Raw genomic sequence first — 17,223 nt, 5'->3', positions numbered from 1 at the left:
CCCTCGCCCCCCAACGCGGCATTGGTTGCGCTCAACGCACCGAACGCCACATTGGGTGCGCCCAGCGCACCGAACGCCACATTGGGGCGCTTTGGCCCCACCAAACCGCCGCCCGCCTGCCCAACTGACCATGCACCCTGGCCGCGTCCACCCTCACGACCGCCGCCCCCCCCACGCAGCGGAACCTGCACCCAGACCCGCCCCGGCACCCCGATCCGAAGCCTTCTTGCGGCCGGCGAGCCGTTGTCAAGGCACGCTTTCCCGCCTTGACAACGGCTCACCGGCCGTCAACACAATCCAGCTTCGGGGTGCACACCCCACGCAACACGCCCCCGCGAGGACCGCATCCCCCGCACAGCCTCACGCAACACGCCCTGCGAGGACCAGAAACCGCACCCACCGCAACACGCCCCACGACGGGACCTCTAAAGCCTCCGATTCGCCAACGCCCCAGTAGCCCCCCGAGCCTTCCCCGCCACCGCCGGATCCACCTCCACCACAACCGTCTCCGGCGCATCCCCCAACTCCACCAGCACCCGCCCGAACCCATCCGCCACCACCGAATGCCCGATCCCCGTCGGCGCCTTCGGATTCACCTCGATCCCCGAAGCCGCCGGATCAGCCTGCCCACACCCCACGACCCAGCAACCCGAGTCCAACGCCCGCGCCCGCACCAACACCCGCCACTGGTCCAGCTTCCCGTCCCCAGCACCCCAAGAGGTGGGGACCAGCACGATGTCCGCGCCATCATCGGCAAGACTCCGGAACAGCTCCGGAAACCGCATGTCGTAACACGTAGCCACCCCGAACACCGTCCCCTCGACCTCAAACGTCACAGGGGTCTCACCCGGCGCCACCGTGTCCGACTCCGCGAACCCGAACGCGTCGTACAGGTGGATCTTGTCGTACCCCAGCCGCTGCCCGAGCCCGGTGATCAGCAGCGTGTTCCGCACCCGTCCGTCCTCGGCCGGCGTGAACATCCCCACCACCACCAGCACCCCGTGCTCCTCGGCGATCGCCGACACGGCCGAGGCCCACGGCCCGTCCAGCGGCTGCGCGACCGGCCCCAGGGGTCGGCCGAAGCGCGCCATCGTGGCTTCGGGGAATACGACGATGCGGGCGCCGTCCGCCGCCGCGGCTTCGACGCCGGAGCGAACCAGTTTCAGGTTGTCCTCCGGATCGTCGCCCGAGTTGAGCTGGCACAACGCGATCCGCGGCACAGGGCACTCCCTCATCGTGGGACAAGTCGTCACCACCGAGTATCCCTGCCCGAAGCCCGAGAGCCACCTCGTACCCTGGTCACCATGCTGAACCGCACCGACCTGCGCGGGCAGGTCCCGACCGCCGCCGAACTGCGCGCCGCCCTGCCGCGCGCCGAATACGACGTGGACGCGGCGCTGCATCACGTTCGGCCGGTGGTGGAGGCGGTCCGCGACCGCGGTGTGGAGGCCGCCCTCGAGTACACCGAGCAGTTCGACAAGGTCCGCCCGGCGACCGTGCGCGTGCCCGTGGGCGAGCTCACCCAGGCCCTCGAAGCGCTGGACCCGCAGGTGCGCGCCGCGCTCGAGGAGTCGATCAGCCGCGCCCGCAAGGTGCACGCCGACCAGCGCCGCCAGGACGTGACCACGCAGGTGGTCCCCGGCGGCACGGTCACCGAGCGCTGGGTGCCGGTGGAGCGCGTCGGGCTGTACGCACCGGGCGGGCTGGCCGTGTACCCGTCCACCGTGGTCATGAACGTCGTCCCCGCGCAGCTCGCGGGCGTGCGTTCGCTGGTGGTCTGCTCGCCCCCGCAGGCGGCCTTCGGCGGCCTGCCGCACCCGACGATCCTCGCGGCCGCCGCGCTGCTGGGCGTCGAAGAGGTGTGGGCCGTCGGCGGCGCGCAGGCCGTGGCACTGCTCGCGTACGGCGGCACGGACACCGACGGCGCCGAGCTCGCCCCCGTGGACATCGTCACCGGGCCGGGCAACATCTACCTCACCGCCGCCAAGCGCCTCGTGCGCGGCGTGATCGGCATCGACTCCGAGGCCGGGCCCACCGAGATCGCGATCCTCGCCGACGAGACGGCCGACCCGGTCCACGTGGCGGCCGACCTGATCAGCCAGGCGGAACACGACCCGCTCGCCGCGAGCGTCCTGGTCACCACGTCGGAGGAGCTCGCCGACGCCGTGGACAAGCAGCTCGCCGAGCGCGTCGCGGCCACCAAGCACAGCGAACGCGTCGGGCAGGCGCTGGGCGGCAAACAGTCCGGCATCATCCTGGTGTCCACTGTGGACGAAGGCCTGCGTGTGGTCGACGCCTACGCCGCCGAGCACCTCGAGATCCAGACCGCCCACGCCCGGGAGGTCGCCGGCCGCGTGCGCAACGCGGGCGCGGTGTTCGTCGGGGCCTACGCGCCGGTGTCGCTCGGCGACTACTGCGCCGGCTCCAACCACGTGCTGCCCACCGGCGGCTTCGCGCGGCACTCCTCAGGCCTGTCGGTGCAGAGCTTCCTCAAGGGCATCCACGTGGTCGACTACAGCGAGGACGCGCTGCGCGAGGTCGCCGGCCGCGTCGTTGCGCTCGCCGACGCCGAGGACCTGCCCGCCCACGGCGAGGCCGTGACCGCGCGGTTCGCGGGGGAGGGCCGATGACCGAGGCGACCCCGGCCGTGCCCGGCGCCGAGGTGACCCTCGACGCCCTGCCGCTGCGCGAGGACCTGCGCGGCAAGAGCCCCTACGGTGCACCGCAGCTCGACGTGCCCGTGCGGCTCAACACCAACGAGAACCCGTACCCGCCGCCGCCCGAGCTGGTGGCCGACGTGGCCGAGGCCGTGCGCGCCGAAGCCGCTTCGCTGCACCGCTACCCGGACCGCGACGCCGTCGCGCTGCGCACCGAACTCGCCGACTACCTCACGGTGTCGACGCGCGTGGTGCTGTCGGAGGCGAACGTGTGGGCCGCCAACGGGTCCAACGAGATCCTGCAGCAGATCCTGCAGGCCTTCGGCGGGCCGGGCCGCAGCGCGCTCGGCTTCGAGCCGTCGTACTCGATGCACCCGATCATCTCCTCCGGCACGCGCACGGAGTGGGTGCCGGTGCCGCGCCGGCCCGACTTCACGCTCGACACCGCGCGCGCCGCGGAGCTGGTGGCCGAGCGGCAGCCGGACATCGTGTTCGTGACGAGCCCGAACAACCCCACCGGTGGGTCGATCCCGCTGGAGCAGCTGCGCGGGGTCCTCGAAGCCGCGCCGGGCATCGTCGTGGTGGACGAGGCCTACGCCGAGTTCTCCTCGCAGCCCAGTGCGGTCCGGCTCATCGCCGAGTACCCGGCGAAGCTGATCGTCTCGCGCACCATGAGCAAGGCGTTCGCCTTCGCCGGCGGACGGCTGGGTTACCTCGCGGCCGCGCCGGCCATCGTGGACGCCCTGCAGCTCGTGCGCCTGCCGTATCACCTGTCCAAGCTCACGCAGGCCGCCGCGCGCGCCGCCTTGCGCCACGCCGACGCCACGCTCGCCACCGTCCACAAGCTCTCCGCCGAACGCGACCGCGTGGTGGAAGCCTTGCTGGGACTCGGGTTCACCCCGGTGCCGAGCGACGCGAACTTCGTCCTCTTCGGACAGTTCGCCGACGCGAAGGCGAGCTGGCAGTCCTACCTGGACCACGGCGTGCTGATCCGCGACGTCGGCATCGAAGGTCACCTGCGCGTGACCATCGGCACCCCGGAAGAGAACGACGCGTTCCTCGAGGCGAGTAAGGAAGTACCGCGATGACCCGCATCGGCAAGGTGGAACGCACGACCAAGGAGTCGTCGATCCTCGTCCAGCTGGACCTCGACGGCTCCGGCCAGGTCGAGATCTCCACCGGCGTGCCGTTCTACGACCACATGCTCACGGCGTTCGGCGTGCACGGCTCGCTGGACCTCAAGGTCGAGGCCACCGGCGACATCCACATCGACGCGCACCACACCGTCGAGGACACCGCCATCGTCCTGGGCCAGGCTCTGCGCCAGGCCCTGGGCGACAAGAGCGGCATCCGCCGCTTCGGCGACGCGTGGATCCCCATGGACGAAACCCTGGCCCACGCGGCGATCGACGTCTCGGGCCGGCCGTACTGCGTGCACGTGGGCGAGCCGGAGCAGTTCAACACGTTCACGATCGGCAACAACTACCCGTTCGTGCTCACGCGCCACGTGTTCGACTCGCTGTCGTTCCACGCGCAGATCGCGCTGCACGTGCGCGTGATCCACGGCCGCGACCCGCACCACATCGCGGAGGCGGAGTACAAGGCCGTCGCGCGGGCTCTGCGCGCTGCCACGGAACCCGACCCGCGAGCGGCCGGGATCCCGTCCACGAAGGGCGTGCTCTAGGGAAAGCTCCTCCGGGGCCGGTACAACGCCTGACTAGATCTCGAGGTGCGAGTCGACGCCGCCGTCGTGCAGGTCGACGTTCGCACCGACGGATTTCATCAGGCGTTGTGCCGCCTTGTTGTCCGTGGTGGTCGAAGCGACATACCGGCCTCCGCCGCCTTCGCGGGCCGCGTCGATCAGGGTCTCGGTGACCCACTTGCCGATCCCGCGGCCCCGGGCCCAGCGGGCGACCCAGACCTGGGCCTCGATCTCGACCGACTTGCCACGGTGGACGGGGTGCAGCCGCGCGCCGCCGACGATGGTGCCGCCGACCTGGATGGTCCAGGCCGAGGTGGTCGCCGTCTCCGGGTCGAGCGAATTCCGGCGGTGGAACACCAGGAACGCCTCACGCCGCTCGGGGGTCCAGCCCGGTGGGCCGTCCATCGGCGGCAACACCTCGAGCGGGTCGGCGCCCTCGACCGCGACGTCGAGCAGCCGGACCAGGGCCTGCTCGTCCAGCGGGGTCAGGACGATCTCGGCATCGGCGGCTCCGCTCACCCGGAGAGCTTGCCACGTCGAGCCGCCGAACGCGATGCCCGGGGGTCCGCAGAACGAGGGAGACGTGGGTCACGTGCTCGACGCCGACTCCGCATCGGAGAGCGCCGCGGCCTCGCTGCCCAGTCCTGGCCGGGTGGAGGTCGTGTGGCACGCTGAGCTTCGTGAGCAAAGAGATTGTCGCCATCCTGCTGCTGGCGCTCGCCGGCTTCCTGGCCGGTGGCGTCTACTCCACGTGGAAAACGGCGAAGTTCATCGCCGTGGCCCTGGGTGTCGCGGCACTGCTGGCGATCGGCGGCGCCGTCGCCTGGCTGGTCGGCTGAGCGACCCGCCAGACGGACGGCGCGGCTTCACACGCGGGCGGGCTCGCGCTCGTCGTCACCGCGGCTGCCGCGGGAGTCGGACGCTTCGAGCGCCTTGGCCAGGCCCTCACCCTCCACGTCGACGTTCGGCAGCACCTTGTGCAGACCGCGCGGCAGCCACCAGGCGTGGCGCCCGAGCAGCGACATCACGGCCGGCACGATCGTCATCCGGATCACGAACGCGTCCACCAGCACGCCGAACGCGAGCGCGAAGCCGATCGACTGGATCAGTGTCGACTCCGCCAGCACGAAGCCCGCGAACACGCTGATCATGATCAGGGCCGCGGCCGTGACCACGCGCGATCCGTGACGGAAGCCGGTGACCATGGCCTCCTGCGGGTCGGCGCCGTGCACGTGCTCCTCGCGCATCCGCGTCACCAGGAACACCTGGTAGTCCATCGCGAGTCCGAAGAGGACACCGATGAGCAGGATCGGCAGCATGCTCATGATCGGCCCGGTCGACGCGACGCCGAGCAGGTCGGTCAGCCAGCCCCACTGGAACACCGCGACCACGGCGCCGAACGTCGCGACCACCGAGCCGAGGAAGCCGAGCGTCGCCTTCAGCGGCACGACGATCGAGCGGAACACGAGCATCAGCAGGATGAACGCGAGCCCGACGATCAGCGCCAGGTAGGGGATCATCGCGTCGGACAGCTTCTCGGACACGTCGATGTTCGCGGCCGTCTGGCCGGTCACGGCGAGGCTCGCGCCGGTGGTCTCGTGCAGCGCCTCGGACTGCGAGCGGATCGCCGCCACCAGGTCCTCGGTCTGCTTGCTGCTCGGCCCGCTCTTCGGGATCACGGTCAGCAGCGCCGTGTCCCCGTCGGCGTTCACGCGCGGCGGCGTCACCCCGGCCACGTCGGGCAGTGTGCTGATGCCCGCGACGGCCTGCTTCAGCGACTCGGGGTCGTGGTTCACGCCGGTGTCGACGACGACGAGCAGCGGGCCGTTGGCGCCGGCACCGAAGCTCTCGCTCACGAGGTCGTAGGCCTTGCGCTGTGTGGAATCGGGCGCCGCGGTGCTGTCGTTGGGCAGGCCGAGCTGCATGCTCAGCGCCGGGATGGCGACCACAACGAGGCCGGCGAGCGCCGTGAGTAGCACGGGCCAGCGGTGCCGGGCGACGAACCGCGCCCAGCGCTCGCCGTGCGAAGCCTTGTCCGTCTTGCGGCGCAAGCGGATCCGGCCGCCCATGACCCGGGTACCGGCGAAACCGAGGATGGCCGGCAGCAGCGTGAGCGCGATGAGCACGGCGATCGCGACGGTCGCGGCCGCGGCGATGCCCATCTGGCCGAGGAACGGGATGCCGACCACGGTGAGCCCGGCCAGGGCGATGATCACGGTGAGCCCGGCGAACACCACCGCGGACCCGGCCGTGCCCGCGGCTCGGCCCGCGGCCTCCTCGGGTTCTCGCCCGATGCTGAGCTCGTGCCGGTAGCGGGAGACGATGAACAACGCGTAGTCGATGCCCACGGCGAGCCCGATCATCAGGGCCAGCACCGGGGTGTTGGAGTTCAGCTCGAGCGAACCCGAGGCCAGCATGATGCCCGCCATGCCGATGCCGACACCGATCAGCGCGGTGAGCAACGGGATGCCGGCGGCCAGCAGCGATCCGAACGTGATGATCAGCACGACGGCCGCGACGGCCACGCCGAGGCCCTCGGTGGCGCCGGTCGCGGGCATCGCCTGCACCGCGTCGCCGCCGAACTCGACTTCGAAACCGCGCTGCTTGGCGCCGTTCGCGCTGTCGAGCAGCGCCTGGCGGTCGCTGTCCGTGAGCTCGAAGCCCTTGACCTGGTAACTCACCTGGGCGAGCGCGACGCGGCCGTCCGGTGAGATCGACTTCGCCTGGAACGGGTCGGCCACGCTCGAGACCTTCGGTGCCGTCTTGAGGCTCGCCACCGTCGACTCGACCGCGGCCTTGCCGGCGGCGTCGGTCATGGTGTGGCCCTGCGGGGCCGCGATCACGACCCGCGCGGTCGCGCCACCGGCCGCGGCCTGCGGGAACTTCGCCTGGAGCTGGTCGATCGCCTGCTGTGACTCGGTCCCGGGGATCGTCACCGAGTCCGAGAGCTGGCCGGACAGCGTGAGCGCGCCGATGCCGAGCGCCACGAGCACGGCCGCCCACACGGCCGAGACGAGAGCGCGGCGCCGGAACGACAACCGGCCGAGCCGGTACAGAAATGTCGCCACGAGTGTTTCTCCGTTTCGCCCGGATAGGGCCTTCGTCACACGAACCAGTGATTCCGAAGCTAGCCGATCGGCAAGGAGGCTGCCAAGCCGATCGGCAAGTATGTGACTAGCCGCACGGCTAGGAGTTTGCTTGTCGATCGGCAAGTATCTCGGTTTGCCGATCGACTAGCTGTCACGTACGCTTCCTGGGCTTGACGAGGAGGAACGATGACTACCGCCGCCCCGGCAGAGGACACTCGGACGCGGCTGCTCGGCACCGCGCTGCGGCTGTTCGCCGAACACGGCGTGGAGGGCACGTCGCTGCAGATGATCGCCGACGCGCTCGGGGTGACCAAGGCGGCCGTGTACTACCACTTCAAGACCAAGGCGGAGATCACCGAAGCCGTCGCGGCGCCCGCCATCCGCGAGCTCGACCACATCGTGTCGGAGGCCGCGAAGCAGCGCCGCCGCGGCACGCAGGTCGACTACCTGCTCGAGGGCTTCGTGGATCTGGTGGTGCGCCACCGCGTGCTCGTCGCGCTGTTCTCCAGTGACCCGGGCATCAACCGCGCGATCGAGAACTCGACGCGCGGGATGGAGGGCTTCAAGAACGCCCTCATCGAAATCCTGGCCGGGCCCGAGCCCGACATCTCCTCACGGGTGGCGGCGCTGGTCACGCTCACCGGCCTCGCCATGACGGGCGGCTCGCCGGACATCGCTCAGCTCGACGACGAAAGCTTGCGCCGCGAGCTCGTCGACGCCGGCCGCCGGCTGCTCGGCCGGCCCCGCCGGCACCACGACTAGTTCTCGGTCAGGTACTCCGGCGCGACGGCGGCGGTCAGCCACACGCCGTTCACGCTGCGCTGGAACTCGTGTCCCGCGACGGCCATTTCGCCCGCGGCAACGCGAAGGACCACCGGACGACCGTGCCGGGCCCCGACCGCGAGCGCGGTTTCGACGGCGGCCGACAGGTGCACGGCGTGGCGGCGCATCGGCCGCAGTCCTTCGGTGTAGATCGCGGGCAGGAAGCGCGTCGCGGTGCCGTGGTAGAGCACCTCGGGCGGAGCGAGGCGCTCCAGACCCAGCTCGACGCTGACGCTGTGCCCCTGGTTCGCGCGGATCCTCGTTCCGCTCCCGTCGAAGGCGAAGCGCTGTTTGTTGCTGCGCTCCACCACTTCCGCCAGCTCGGCCCGGCTCACCCGCACGCCGTGGGCGCGCAGCGCCGCCAGCAGCTCGTCGACCCCGACCCAGCCGGCGGCATCGAGCGTGAGGCCGATCGACTCGGGTTCGTGGCGCAGGTGGCGGGACAGCCGCTTCGAGACGCGGATCATGTGTTTCTCATCCATAACGGCTCAAGTGACCCACATCCGCGCCCGCACCACAACGGAAATTCGGCCGCGGGGAAGCTCAGATGCCGCCCTCGGAGACCGGGCGCAGCTTGCTCGCGCCGGGGCCGAAGCGGGCCAGTTCGTCGTCGGCGTTGTACAGGCTGCAGCTGCGCAGCGAGAGGCAACCGCAGCCGACGCAGCCGGTGAGGCGGTCGCGCAGGCGCTGCAGGGCGTCGATGCGCGCGTCGAGCTCGTGCTGCCACTCGCGCGAGAGCCGCGCCCAGTCGGCTTTCGTGGGCGCGTGGTCGGCGGGCAGCGTGGCCAGCGCGCCGCTGATGTCCTCCAGCGAAAGGCCCACGCGCTGCGCGGCCCGGATGAAGGCGATGCGCCGCAGCATCGAACGCGGGTAGCGGCGCTGGTTGCCGGCCGAGCGCTCGGACGTGATGAGCCCCTTGTCCTCGTAGAACCGCAGGGCCGTGTGCGGAACGCCGCTGCGTTCGGCGACCTGCCCGATGCTCAAGTGCTCCGCCAACCTCGTCATTGGTCCAGGTTAGCGCTTGACCTAGACATTGGTCGAGGTTGCACGGTGGGAACATGACCACCACAGCAACGGCATACGCGGATCTGCCCAGGCTGATCTCGCTGATGACCGGCGACGACAAGCACCAGGCCGCGGCGGAGTCCACAGTAGACGTTCTCTGGGTGCTCTACGACCGCGTGCTCGACATCTCGCCCGAAAACTTCCACGACCCCGGCCGTGACCGGTTCCTGCTCTCCAAGGGACACGGACCGATGGCCTACTACGCCGTGCTCACCGTCAAGGGTTTCCTCGACGAGGCCGAGCTCGCCGACTGGTCCTCGGCCCGCTCACGGCTCGGCCACCACCCGGACCGCAAACGCGCGCCCGGCGTCGAGATCTCCAGCGGTTCGCTGGGCCACGGCCTGCCGATCGCCCTCGGCACCGCGCTGGGCCTGCGGGCGCGCGGCTACGTCAGCCGCGTGGTGACCCTCGTCGGCGACGCCGAACTCGACGAAGGCACCAACTCCGAAGCGATCGTCGTCGCCGCGCGCCTGGGCCTGGACAACCTGACCACCGTGGTCGTGGACAACCAGTCGTCCACGCACGGCTGGCCCGGCGGCATCGCGCGCCGGTTCGAGGTCGAGGGCTGGGCCACGCGCACCGTCTCCGGCCGCGACCACGAAGCGCTCTACGACGCGTTCACCACCGAACACCCGGGGCGCCCGCTCGCCGTGGTCGCCGTCGTCGAACCGAAGGGCTGACGAACATGCCGACCACTGTGAACATGCGCGAAACCTTCCTCGCCACCACCGAGGAGATCGTGGACGCCGACCCGGATGTCGCAGTCGTGCTCGCCGACATCTCCGCCGCCCAGCTCGCCGGTGTGGCGCGGCGGCACCCGGACCGGGTGGTGAACGTCGGCATCCGCGAGCAGCTGCTCGTGAGCACGGGCGCCGGGTTCGCGCTGGCCGGCCTGCGCCCGATCATCCACACGTTCTCGTCGTTCCTCGTGGAGCGCGCGTTCGAGCAGATCAAGCTCGACCTGGTCCACCAGGACGCCGGCGCCGTGCTCGTGTCCTACGGCTCGTCCTACGACATGCCGGCCGAAGGACGCACGCACCAGTCGCCGGGCGACGTCGCGCTGATCGACTCCCTGCCGTGCTGGTACGTCCACGTGCCCGGCCACCCCGACGAGGCCCGCCGCCTGCTGCTCGACTCCGTGCCCGGCGACAGCCGCGTGTACCTGCGGCTCTCGGCCGACCAGAACGCCGAACCGCACCTCGGCGTCGGGTTCCAGCGGGTGCGCAGCGGCAGCAACAGCGTCGTGCTCGCCGTGGGTCCGACGCTCGACCGGGTGCTCGCCGCGAGCGAAGGCCTCGACGTGACGGTGCTGTACGCGTCGACGATCCGCCCGTTCGACGCCGCGGGGCTGCGTGCCGCCGTGGGGGACATCGCCGACATCGTGCTCGTGGAGCCGTACCTCAAGGGCACTTCGGCCTACCACGTGAGCGAAGCGCTGCGAGACGTTCCGCACCGCCTGCTGTCGCTCGGCACGCTGCGCGACACGGAGGTCCGCACCTACGGGAATCGGGCCGACCACGACCTCGCGCACGGCCTCGACGCGGGCTCGATCGCGTTGTCCCTCAAGGACTTCCTGCGACCGTGAGTCTCGGGTCGCCGGGGCTGGGGGTCCCGGCGACCCGTCCACTCCGGACGGTCAGCGGAACGCCGCGATGCCCGTCACCGACTGGCCCAGCGACAGCGCGTGCATCTCCTCGGTGCCCTCGTACGTCAGCACCGTCTCGAGGTTCGCCATGTGCCGCATCACCGGGTACTCCAGCGAAATCCCGTTGGCGCCCAGCATGGAGCGGGCGGTGCGGGCGACGTCGAGCGCCGAGCGGACGTTGGCCAGCTTGCCGAAGCTCACGTGGTTGTGGTGCAGCTCGCCGGCGTCCTTGAGCCGGCCGATGTGCAGCGCGACGAGCCCTGAGCGGTTGACCTCGACCAGCAGGTCGGCCAGCTTGCGCTGCGTGAGCTGGAAGCTCGCCAGCGGCTTGCCGAACTGCTCGCGCGTGAGCGTGTAGTCCAGCGCCGTTTCGTAGCACGCGCGGGCGGCGCCGACGACGCCGAACAGGATGCCGTAGCGCGCTTCGTTGAGGCAGGACAGCGGGCCGCGCAGGCCACGCACCTCCGGGAACGCCGCGGATTCCGGCAGCCGCACGGTGTCGAGCACGAGCTCGGCCGTGAGCGACGCGCGCAGCGAAAGCTTGTGCTTCACCTCGTTGGCGGTGAAGCCCGGGGTCGACGTCGGGACCACGAAGCCGCGGATGCCCTCGTCGGTCTGCGCCCAGACCACGGCCACGTCGGCGACGGTGCCGTTGGTGATCCACATCTTCGTGCCGTTGAGCACCCAGTCGGAGCCGTCGCGCACCGCGCGGGTGCGCATGCTGCCCGGGTCGCTGCCGGCGTCGGGTTCGGTGAGGCCGAAGCAGCCCAGCGCCTCGCCGGCGGCCATCTTCGGTAGCCACTCCTGCCGATGTTCCTCGCTGCCCCAACGGTGGATCGCGAACATCGCGAGCGAGCCCTGCACGGAGACGAAGCTGCGCAGGCCGGAGTCGACGGCCTCCAGCTCGCGGCACGCGATGCCGTAGGCCACCGCGCTCGTGCCGGCGCAGCCGTAGCCCTCCAGGTGCATGCCCAGCAGGCCGAGCTGCCCGAAGCCCTTGGCCAGGTCACGGGCGGGCAGCGAGCCCGACTCGTACCACTCGGCCACGTGGTCGAGGAGCTGGTCGCGGGCGTAGTCGCGGACCGCGTCCCGGATGGCCCGATCCTCCTCGGCCAGTCCTGCGTCGAGATCGAGGAAGTCGTGTGGATCCGGGTTCTTGCTCATCGGCTGCTCCTACTGGCTCGCGTCGACGCGGTGCGAGCAGGAAATCACAGATGACCCCGGTTCCAGTGCGTGGGATTCATCACGTTCTCTTTGCGAGCGTCACGAGAACGACATGCCTCGACGTGTGCGCGGGAGGGTTGCGGAGGGATCACCAGCGTCGTGAACTGCGGAAACGGCACGCTGTTGATGTCGTCCCGCCACGCTTCGAACATCTGGCAGAGGAGGTCCGACTCGGACATGTCTTCCTCTTCCCTCGTCCGGGGGCGCCGGCGGCGCCTCAGCCGAACGGGTGAATACCCAGCGGGGCCTCCGGTGAAACGGGGTCGCGTGCAAAAATTCGCGGGCCGCCGCCAAGGTCACGTTCGCGAAGGAGCGAACCATGCGTCTGTCGACGTCGGCGGCGAAAGCCCTCGTAATGTCCACCGCGGCTGTTCTGAGCTGCGCTTCCCTTGCCACGGCGAGCCCCGCCGCTTCCCTCGGCGGCTGGCGCCAGACCGGGAAGGTCTCCGTCGCCAACTCCGTCAGCGGCGAAGGCATCACCACGCTGCGGCTGCCGGGCCAGGCGCCGCAGACGGTCTACCGCAACGGCACCACGATCCCGCAGCCGCTGAAGGACGAGGGCTGGGGTCACGTCGGCGACCCGGACTCCCTGCGCGGCTACACCTTCGACGTCTACCAGGACACCGTCACCAACCCGGCGGTGTCGAAGATGTACCTGGTCACCTCGCCGTCCGGGCAGACCACGGAGTTCGTGCACCCGCTCGCGGCCGACGAACCCGCGCCCAACGCCAGCGCCCAGGTCGCCGTGAGCCCCGACGGCCAGTGGCTCGTCTCGGGCGCGCTCGGCGACGCGACGGAGCTGTTCGTCTCGCCCACGCCGTTCCTCAACCACCGCGCCCCGCGCGTGGCCGGCGACCTGCCGCTCGCGGCGCGGATCCGCCTCGACCACCCGATCCGGGCGGCCCAGGGCTGCGACTTCGTCTCGGCGACGCGCCTGCTGTGCGCGACGTCGGACTCCAACAACGACCTGTACCCGACGAGCTACCAGCTCCTGCAGGTCGACCTGCCCCAGGCGCTCACCGGCCACGACGTCCGGGCGCACGTGAAGGAGCTCGGCCAGCTGCCGCTGTCGAGCACCTGCGCCGGCGCGTTCACCCCGGAAGGCGTGGACTACGACGCGCCGACGGGCACCCTGCGCGTGGAGGTCGTGCCGCCCGCGCCCTGCAACACCGTGACGGACGTCTACTCCTTCCGCCGCGGCTGACGTGCGCTCCCGCCCCGGGACTAGGCTTGCCGTGTGTCTCGTGTGGTGATTCTCGACTACGGTTCCGGCAACCTCCGCTCAGCCGAACGCGCCGTCGCGCGCGCGGGCGCCGAGGTGGAGGTCACCGCCGACCCGCATGCCGCGCTCGAGGCCGACGGGCTGGTCGTGCCCGGGGTGGGAGCCTTCTCCGCCTGCATGGCGGGGCTGCTCGACGTGCACGGGAACCGCATCATCGGCAAGCGCCTGGCCGGCGGCCGTCCCGTCCTCGGCATCTGCGTGGGCATGCAGATCCTCTTCAGCCGCGGCGTCGAGCACGGCGAGGAGACCGAGGGCACGGGGGAGTGGCCCGGCACTGTCGAGCGCCTGCACGCCGACGTGCTGCCGCACATGGGCTGGAACACCGTGCGCGCGCCCGAGGACTCGCAGCTGTTCGCCGGTATCGACCCGGAGGAGCGCTTCTACTTCGTGCACTCCTACGCGGCGCGCGAGTGGGAGCTGGAGTCCGGCCTTGCCGGGCGGCAGCCGAAGGTGACCTGGGCCAACCACGGCGAGGACTTCGTGGCGGCGGTGGAGAACGGCCCGCTGTGGGCCACGCAGTTCCACCCCGAGAAGTCGGGCGACGCGGGCGCGAAGCTGCTGCGCAACTGGCTGGCCACTCTCTAGTCCGGCCTGGTTCGGTGCGGTAGGTCGGCCCGGTGGTCCGGCACCGTGACCGGCGCCTTTACGCTGTCGCGGTGACTTTCACGCTCTTTCCCGCAGTTGATGTGGCCGATGGCCAGGCCGTCCGACTCGTCCAGGGCGAGGCCGGGACCGAGACGTCCTACGGCAGCCCCCTCGACGCCGCGCTCGCCTGGCAGCGCGACGGCGCCGAGTGGATCCACCTCGTGGACCTCGACGCGGCCTTCGGCAAGGGCTCGAACCGCGAGCTGCTGGCGGAGGTGATCGGCCGCCTCGACGTCCAGGTGGAGCTCTCCGGCGGCATCCGCGACGACGCCTCGCTGGAAGCCGCCCTGTCCACCGGCGCGCGGCGCGTGAACCTGGGCACCGCCGCCCTGGAGGACCCCTCCTGGACCGCCAAGGTCGTCACCACGTACGGCGACCGCGTCGCCATCGGGCTGGACGTCCGGATCACCGAGGCCGGCCACCGCGTCGCGTCCCGCGGCTGGACCTCCGACGGCGGCGACCTGTGGGAAGTCCTGGAACGCCTCGACCGCGACGGCGCCGCCCGCTACGTCGTCACCGACGTCAGCAAGGACGGCACCCTCAAGGGCCCGAACCTCGACCTCCTCCGCGAAGTCGCAGCCCGCACCGACGCCCCCGTGATCGCCTCGGGCGGGGTGTCCAGTGTGGACGACCTCAGGGCACTGGCCGGCCTGGCCTGCGACGGCATCGAAGGCGCCATCGTCGGCAAGGCCCTCTACGCCGGCGCCTTCACCCTGCCGGAGGCACTGGCCGCCGTCCGCTAGTCATTACCCCGCGGGTAATCGACGTGGTTACGTCTTCTCGGCAGGATCGGTTCTCGACAGGGACCGATCCGACCGAGGAGACAAAGATGACCGCCTACGCCATCGCCCACCTTCGCCAGCCTGGTGTGATCCACCCCCAGGTGGGTGAGTACCTGCGGCGCATCCAGTCCACTTTGGACCCGTTCGGGGGTCGGTTCCTGGTGCACGGAGCACAAGCGCAGGTCGTCGAGGGGGTGTGGCCGGGGCCGATCGTCGTGGTCGCCTTCCCGGACCTGGGCCGGGCCCGGGGCTGGTACGACTCGCCCGACTACCGCGAGATCCTGCCGCTGCGCACCGACCACCTGGTGGGTGATGTGGTGCTGGTCGGGGGCGTGGAGCCGGGGCACGACCCGGCGAAGCTGGCCGCGGGGCTGATCGACGCCGGATGAGCGGTGCCCGGTGAGCGGTAGCGGCGAGCCCTTGCCAGGGCACTCAGCCTTCGTCGAGCTTCACGGCGATCCCGATCGTGCGCTGCGGGCCGCCGCGGAGCTTGCTGAAGAACATCGACACCGGCCCGACCAACGGGTAGTGCCGCCGAATCGCCTTTCGCACCCGCTCGGTGCCGGCGTCGTCGAGCAGCCGGGCGGTGCCGGCGACCGTCGGGCCGTGGGTGCGGCCGCGGACGTCGCCGGCCTGGACCTCCACCCGCCCACTGTTGCGAAGCCGCTTGACCTTCCCCGCCTTCCGCTCGGAATAGACCAGCAGCTCGTCGCCGTCGAGGCCGAACCACACAGCAGTGGGGACAGCCCGCCCATCGCGGCGGAACGTGGTGAGCACGACGTACTTCTCACCGGCGAACCGGTCCAGCTCCGTAGGCATGTGTCCACAGTAGCCGGATTCAGGACCCGATCCAGCCGTAGTCAGGCGACGGATCGACCACCACAGCGCCGGCGACCGCGACCAGCTCAGCGCGCGGCACCTTGCCGGAGACGGTGAGCCAGCGGCCGGAGGCCAGGCGCACCGTGACCAGGTCCGCCGCGGCGGCGCCGGGGACACCGCGGACCGTGACCGGGACCGACCCGCCGAGACCAGGCGACGCCGCCCCCACCGTGACCCGCACCGGCGCAGCCTCCAACGTCGTCGTCGCTTCCCCGGCACTGATCCCGCTCACCGTCGTCGCCGTCTCCCGAAGCCCGGCCGGCAGTGGCCCGAACCGCGCCTCTCCCCGAATCGGGATCGGCCGGCTCTCCGAAACATCCTCCGCAATTCGCTGTGCGACCGCCTTCGCCGACGGCACCGCATCGACCTCGGCCCGCAGCACATGAGTCTCATCCGGCGACCAAGTCAGCACCGCCGACGTCGCCGATCCGGTCAGCATCGCGACCCGCCCGTGCACCAGCACCTGGTCACGCACCGCGGCGATGCGCAGCGCGGTCGCGGACCATTCGGGATCCTTCGTCGAGAACGCCGTCAGCTCGATCCGGCTCGGCCCGGCGAACCACCGACGCACTTGCGGTGCCGTTTCCGGCCCGGCCGACCGGTACTGCTCCGTGAACCCGTCGGGCAGCCACCCTGGCGCATACCCCAGCACCGGCTCACCTGCGGCAGGCGGCACCCGCGAGGGCCACGTGGCCACCACCGACACCCCGACCGTCACCGCGGCCACCGCGGCGGCCACCGCGACCAGCGCCAACCTCGGCCGCCTGCGCCTCGACTGGCGGGCGCGAACCAGCGCGTTGCGGACCTCATGACCGTCGGGAGCGCGTTCGGCGAGCCGTTCGAGGCTGTCGCGCAGCAGCGTCTCGGTGTCGCGGGCGGGCTGGCTCATTCTCCGGCTCCGGTGGTCAGGGCGGTGGGCAAGGGGTACGCCGTGGCGCGCAGGGTCGCGAGCGCGCGCGAGATCTGGCTTCGCACGGTGGAGGTGGCGCATCTGAGGAGGTCGCCGATCTCCTCGTCGGAGTAGTTCTCGTAGTAGCGCAGCACCAGCGCCGCGCGCTGCTTGCGCGGCAGCGTCGCGAGGCGGGCCAGCATCTCGTCACGCTCGTCGTAGGCCACCGACGGGTCGGCCGTCGGCGGGCTGATCGCGTCGAGCACCTCGTGGCTCGACGGCACCACGCGCCGGACCGCGCGCCGCCGCCAGGACAGGTACTCGTTGGTGACCATCCGGCGCACGTAGGTGGGCGGCGAGTCGATCTTCGCCCAGCGCTCCTGGGCCCGCAGCAGCACGTCCTGCACGATGTCCTGCGCCAGGTGCGGATCGTCGGTGAGGACGGTCGCGTAGCGCAGGAGTCCGTCGAGGCGCTCCGCCACGAACTCGTCGAAGCTGGTGGTCACGCTTTCTCAGACGCGCGAGGGGCCAGTTCTGATGCA

The 17,223-nt window shown here is 71.0% G+C and carries 21 protein-coding genes; 11 read left to right on the top strand and 10 right to left on the bottom strand.

What is annotated here, in order from left to right:
* Positions 1-425: 425 nt before the first annotated feature.
* Positions 426-1,220 (bottom strand): carbon-nitrogen hydrolase family protein, encoded by a 795-nt coding sequence (locus tag AB0H62_RS42035; protein ID WP_360592040.1) that lies wholly within the window; start codon positions 1,218-1,220, stop codon positions 426-428.
* 84 nt (positions 1,221-1,304) lie between these two features.
* Between AB0H62_RS42035 and hisD the strand changes: the two genes are divergently transcribed.
* The 3 genes from hisD to hisB are packed head-to-tail and all read left to right on the top strand — an operon-like array spanning position 1,305 to position 4,341.
* Complete coding sequence (gene hisD, locus AB0H62_RS42030) at positions 1,305-2,630, top strand: histidinol dehydrogenase (RefSeq protein WP_220238000.1); 1,326 nt, start codon at positions 1,305-1,307, stop codon at positions 2,628-2,630.
* Positions 2,627-3,745 (top strand): histidinol-phosphate transaminase, encoded by a 1,119-nt coding sequence (locus AB0H62_RS42025; RefSeq protein WP_360592039.1) that lies wholly within the window; start codon positions 2,627-2,629, stop codon positions 3,743-3,745. The genes hisD and AB0H62_RS42025 overlap by 4 nt, the downstream gene beginning before the upstream one ends.
* Positions 3,742-4,341, top strand: coding sequence for an imidazoleglycerol-phosphate dehydratase HisB (hisB, locus tag AB0H62_RS42020; RefSeq protein ID WP_220238002.1), 600 nt, complete (start codon positions 3,742-3,744; stop codon positions 4,339-4,341). The genes AB0H62_RS42025 and hisB overlap by 4 nt, the downstream gene beginning before the upstream one ends.
* Positions 4,342-4,374: 33 nt before the next feature.
* On the opposite strand, the gene AB0H62_RS42015 is transcribed toward hisB, so the two are convergent.
* The gene (locus AB0H62_RS42015) at positions 4,375-4,878 is read right to left on the bottom strand and encodes a GNAT family N-acetyltransferase (protein ID WP_255637668.1); all 504 of its coding nucleotides are present in this window, start codon (positions 4,876-4,878) and stop codon (positions 4,375-4,377) included.
* Between the two features lie 161 nt (positions 4,879-5,039).
* Here AB0H62_RS42015 and AB0H62_RS42010 point away from each other — a divergent pair, with 161 nt between their 5' ends.
* Positions 5,040-5,198, top strand: a complete 159-nt coding sequence (locus AB0H62_RS42010; protein WP_220238003.1) for a hypothetical protein — start codon at positions 5,040-5,042, stop codon at positions 5,196-5,198.
* Positions 5,199-5,225: 27 nt separating this feature from the next.
* Here the strand turns inward: AB0H62_RS42010 and AB0H62_RS42005 are convergent, their stop codons facing one another.
* On the bottom strand, positions 5,226-7,427 hold the full coding sequence (locus AB0H62_RS42005) for an MMPL family transporter (protein ID WP_360592038.1): 2,202 nt from the start codon (positions 7,425-7,427) through the stop codon (positions 5,226-5,228).
* Positions 7,428-7,634: 207 nt separating this feature from the next.
* Between AB0H62_RS42005 and AB0H62_RS42000 the strand changes: the two genes are divergently transcribed.
* Positions 7,635-8,210, top strand: coding sequence for a TetR family transcriptional regulator (locus AB0H62_RS42000; protein WP_220238005.1), 576 nt, complete (start codon positions 7,635-7,637; stop codon positions 8,208-8,210).
* On the opposite strand, the gene AB0H62_RS41995 is transcribed toward AB0H62_RS42000, so the two are convergent.
* Positions 8,207-8,752 carry an RNA 2'-phosphotransferase gene (locus AB0H62_RS41995; protein WP_360592037.1) on the bottom strand — a complete coding sequence of 182 codons (546 nt, stop codon included), beginning with the start codon at positions 8,750-8,752 and terminating at the stop codon, positions 8,207-8,209. The two genes, AB0H62_RS42000 and AB0H62_RS41995, sit on opposite strands and share 4 nt — an antisense overlap.
* Positions 8,753-8,813: 61 nt before the next feature.
* On the bottom strand, positions 8,814-9,275 hold the full coding sequence (soxR, locus tag AB0H62_RS41990; RefSeq protein ID WP_360592036.1) for a redox-sensitive transcriptional activator SoxR: 462 nt from the start codon (positions 9,273-9,275) through the stop codon (positions 8,814-8,816).
* A 53-nt stretch (positions 9,276-9,328) separates the two neighbouring features.
* On the opposite strand from soxR, the gene AB0H62_RS41985 reads away from it, so the two are divergent.
* Both AB0H62_RS41985 and AB0H62_RS41980 read left to right on the top strand, forming a co-directional pair.
* Positions 9,329-10,015 (top strand): thiamine pyrophosphate-dependent enzyme, encoded by a 687-nt coding sequence (locus AB0H62_RS41985; protein ID WP_220238008.1) that lies wholly within the window; start codon positions 9,329-9,331, stop codon positions 10,013-10,015.
* A 5-nt stretch (positions 10,016-10,020) separates the two neighbouring features.
* The gene (locus AB0H62_RS41980; RefSeq protein WP_360592035.1) at positions 10,021-10,920 is read left to right on the top strand and encodes a transketolase; all 900 of its coding nucleotides are present in this window, start codon (positions 10,021-10,023) and stop codon (positions 10,918-10,920) included.
* A 51-nt stretch (positions 10,921-10,971) separates the two neighbouring features.
* Here the strand turns inward: AB0H62_RS41980 and AB0H62_RS41975 are convergent, their stop codons facing one another.
* Together AB0H62_RS41975 and AB0H62_RS41970 are read right to left on the bottom strand one after the other, a co-directional pair.
* A complete protein-coding gene (locus tag AB0H62_RS41975; RefSeq protein ID WP_360592034.1) occupies positions 10,972-12,144 on the bottom strand; it encodes an acyl-CoA dehydrogenase family protein in 1,173 nt (390 codons plus the stop codon).
* A gap of 44 nt (positions 12,145-12,188) precedes the next feature.
* Entirely contained in the window at positions 12,189-12,383 is a 195-nt protein-coding gene (locus AB0H62_RS41970; RefSeq protein ID WP_220238011.1) for a hypothetical protein, read from the bottom strand.
* A gap of 140 nt (positions 12,384-12,523) precedes the next feature.
* On the opposite strand from AB0H62_RS41970, the gene AB0H62_RS41965 reads away from it, so the two are divergent.
* The 4 genes from AB0H62_RS41965 to AB0H62_RS41950 all read left to right on the top strand — a co-directional run bounded on the left by AB0H62_RS41965 (position 12,524) and on the right by AB0H62_RS41950 (position 15,302).
* Positions 12,524-13,408, top strand: a complete 885-nt coding sequence (locus AB0H62_RS41965; RefSeq protein WP_360592033.1) for a hypothetical protein — start codon at positions 12,524-12,526, stop codon at positions 13,406-13,408.
* A gap of 42 nt (positions 13,409-13,450) precedes the next feature.
* Positions 13,451-14,071 (top strand): imidazole glycerol phosphate synthase subunit HisH, encoded by a 621-nt coding sequence (hisH, locus tag AB0H62_RS41960; RefSeq protein WP_220247479.1) that lies wholly within the window; start codon positions 13,451-13,453, stop codon positions 14,069-14,071.
* A gap of 71 nt (positions 14,072-14,142) precedes the next feature.
* On the top strand, positions 14,143-14,874 hold the full coding sequence (gene priA / locus AB0H62_RS41955; RefSeq protein ID WP_220238013.1) for a bifunctional 1-(5-phosphoribosyl)-5-((5-phosphoribosylamino)methylideneamino)imidazole-4-carboxamide isomerase/phosphoribosylanthranilate isomerase PriA: 732 nt from the start codon (positions 14,143-14,145) through the stop codon (positions 14,872-14,874).
* 86 nt (positions 14,875-14,960) lie between these two features.
* The gene (locus AB0H62_RS41950; protein ID WP_360592032.1) at positions 14,961-15,302 is read left to right on the top strand and encodes a DUF1330 domain-containing protein; all 342 of its coding nucleotides are present in this window, start codon (positions 14,961-14,963) and stop codon (positions 15,300-15,302) included.
* A gap of 43 nt (positions 15,303-15,345) precedes the next feature.
* Here AB0H62_RS41950 and AB0H62_RS41945 read toward each other — a convergent pair whose 3' ends face one another.
* From AB0H62_RS41945 to AB0H62_RS41935, 3 genes are read right to left on the bottom strand one after another with little or no spacing between them, the layout of a single operon-like run.
* Positions 15,346-15,732, bottom strand: coding sequence for a PPOX class F420-dependent oxidoreductase (locus AB0H62_RS41945; protein ID WP_220238015.1), 387 nt, complete (start codon positions 15,730-15,732; stop codon positions 15,346-15,348).
* A 19-nt stretch (positions 15,733-15,751) separates the two neighbouring features.
* Positions 15,752-16,681, bottom strand: coding sequence for a hypothetical protein (locus AB0H62_RS41940; protein ID WP_220238016.1), 930 nt, complete (start codon positions 16,679-16,681; stop codon positions 15,752-15,754).
* On the bottom strand, positions 16,678-17,187 hold the full coding sequence (locus AB0H62_RS41935) for a SigE family RNA polymerase sigma factor (RefSeq protein ID WP_220238017.1): 510 nt from the start codon (positions 17,185-17,187) through the stop codon (positions 16,678-16,680). The genes AB0H62_RS41940 and AB0H62_RS41935 overlap by 4 nt, the downstream gene beginning before the upstream one ends.
* Positions 17,188-17,223: the final 36 nt, after the last annotated feature.

The sequence above is a fragment of the Amycolatopsis sp. NPDC050768 genome (assembly GCF_040654155.1).
Classification (GTDB): domain Bacteria; phylum Actinomycetota; class Actinomycetes; order Mycobacteriales; family Pseudonocardiaceae; genus Amycolatopsis.
Note: the sequence above shows the minus strand (reverse complement) of the source record. Positions and strands in the feature narration are given on the sequence as shown.

Coding starts and splice junctions, on each gene's coding strand:
- hisD (WP_220238000.1), top strand. CDS start 1,305: ATGCTGAACCGCACCGACCTGCGCGGGCAGGTCCCGACCGCCGCCGAA.
- AB0H62_RS42025 (WP_360592039.1), top strand. CDS start 2,627: ATGACCGAGGCGACCCCGGCCGTGCCCGGCGCCGAGGTGACCCTCGAC.
- hisB (WP_220238002.1), top strand. CDS start 3,742: ATGACCCGCATCGGCAAGGTGGAACGCACGACCAAGGAGTCGTCGATC.
- AB0H62_RS42000 (WP_220238005.1), top strand. CDS start 7,635: ATGACTACCGCCGCCCCGGCAGAGGACACTCGGACGCGGCTGCTCGGC.
- AB0H62_RS41995 (WP_360592037.1), bottom strand. CDS start 8,752: ATGGATGAGAAACACATGATCCGCGTCTCGAAGCGGCTGTCCCGCCAC.
- soxR (WP_360592036.1), bottom strand. CDS start 9,275: ATGACGAGGTTGGCGGAGCACTTGAGCATCGGGCAGGTCGCCGAACGC.
- AB0H62_RS41985 (WP_220238008.1), top strand. CDS start 9,329: ATGACCACCACAGCAACGGCATACGCGGATCTGCCCAGGCTGATCTCG.
- AB0H62_RS41980 (WP_360592035.1), top strand. CDS start 10,021: ATGCCGACCACTGTGAACATGCGCGAAACCTTCCTCGCCACCACCGAG.
- AB0H62_RS41975 (WP_360592034.1), bottom strand. CDS start 12,144: ATGAGCAAGAACCCGGATCCACACGACTTCCTCGATCTCGACGCAGGA.
- AB0H62_RS41970 (WP_220238011.1), bottom strand. CDS start 12,383: ATGTCCGAGTCGGACCTCCTCTGCCAGATGTTCGAAGCGTGGCGGGAC.
- AB0H62_RS41965 (WP_360592033.1), top strand. CDS start 12,524: ATGCGTCTGTCGACGTCGGCGGCGAAAGCCCTCGTAATGTCCACCGCG.
- AB0H62_RS41950 (WP_360592032.1), top strand. CDS start 14,961: ATGACCGCCTACGCCATCGCCCACCTTCGCCAGCCTGGTGTGATCCAC.
- AB0H62_RS41945 (WP_220238015.1), bottom strand. CDS start 15,732: ATGCCTACGGAGCTGGACCGGTTCGCCGGTGAGAAGTACGTCGTGCTC.
- AB0H62_RS41940 (WP_220238016.1), bottom strand. CDS start 16,681: ATGAGCCAGCCCGCCCGCGACACCGAGACGCTGCTGCGCGACAGCCTC.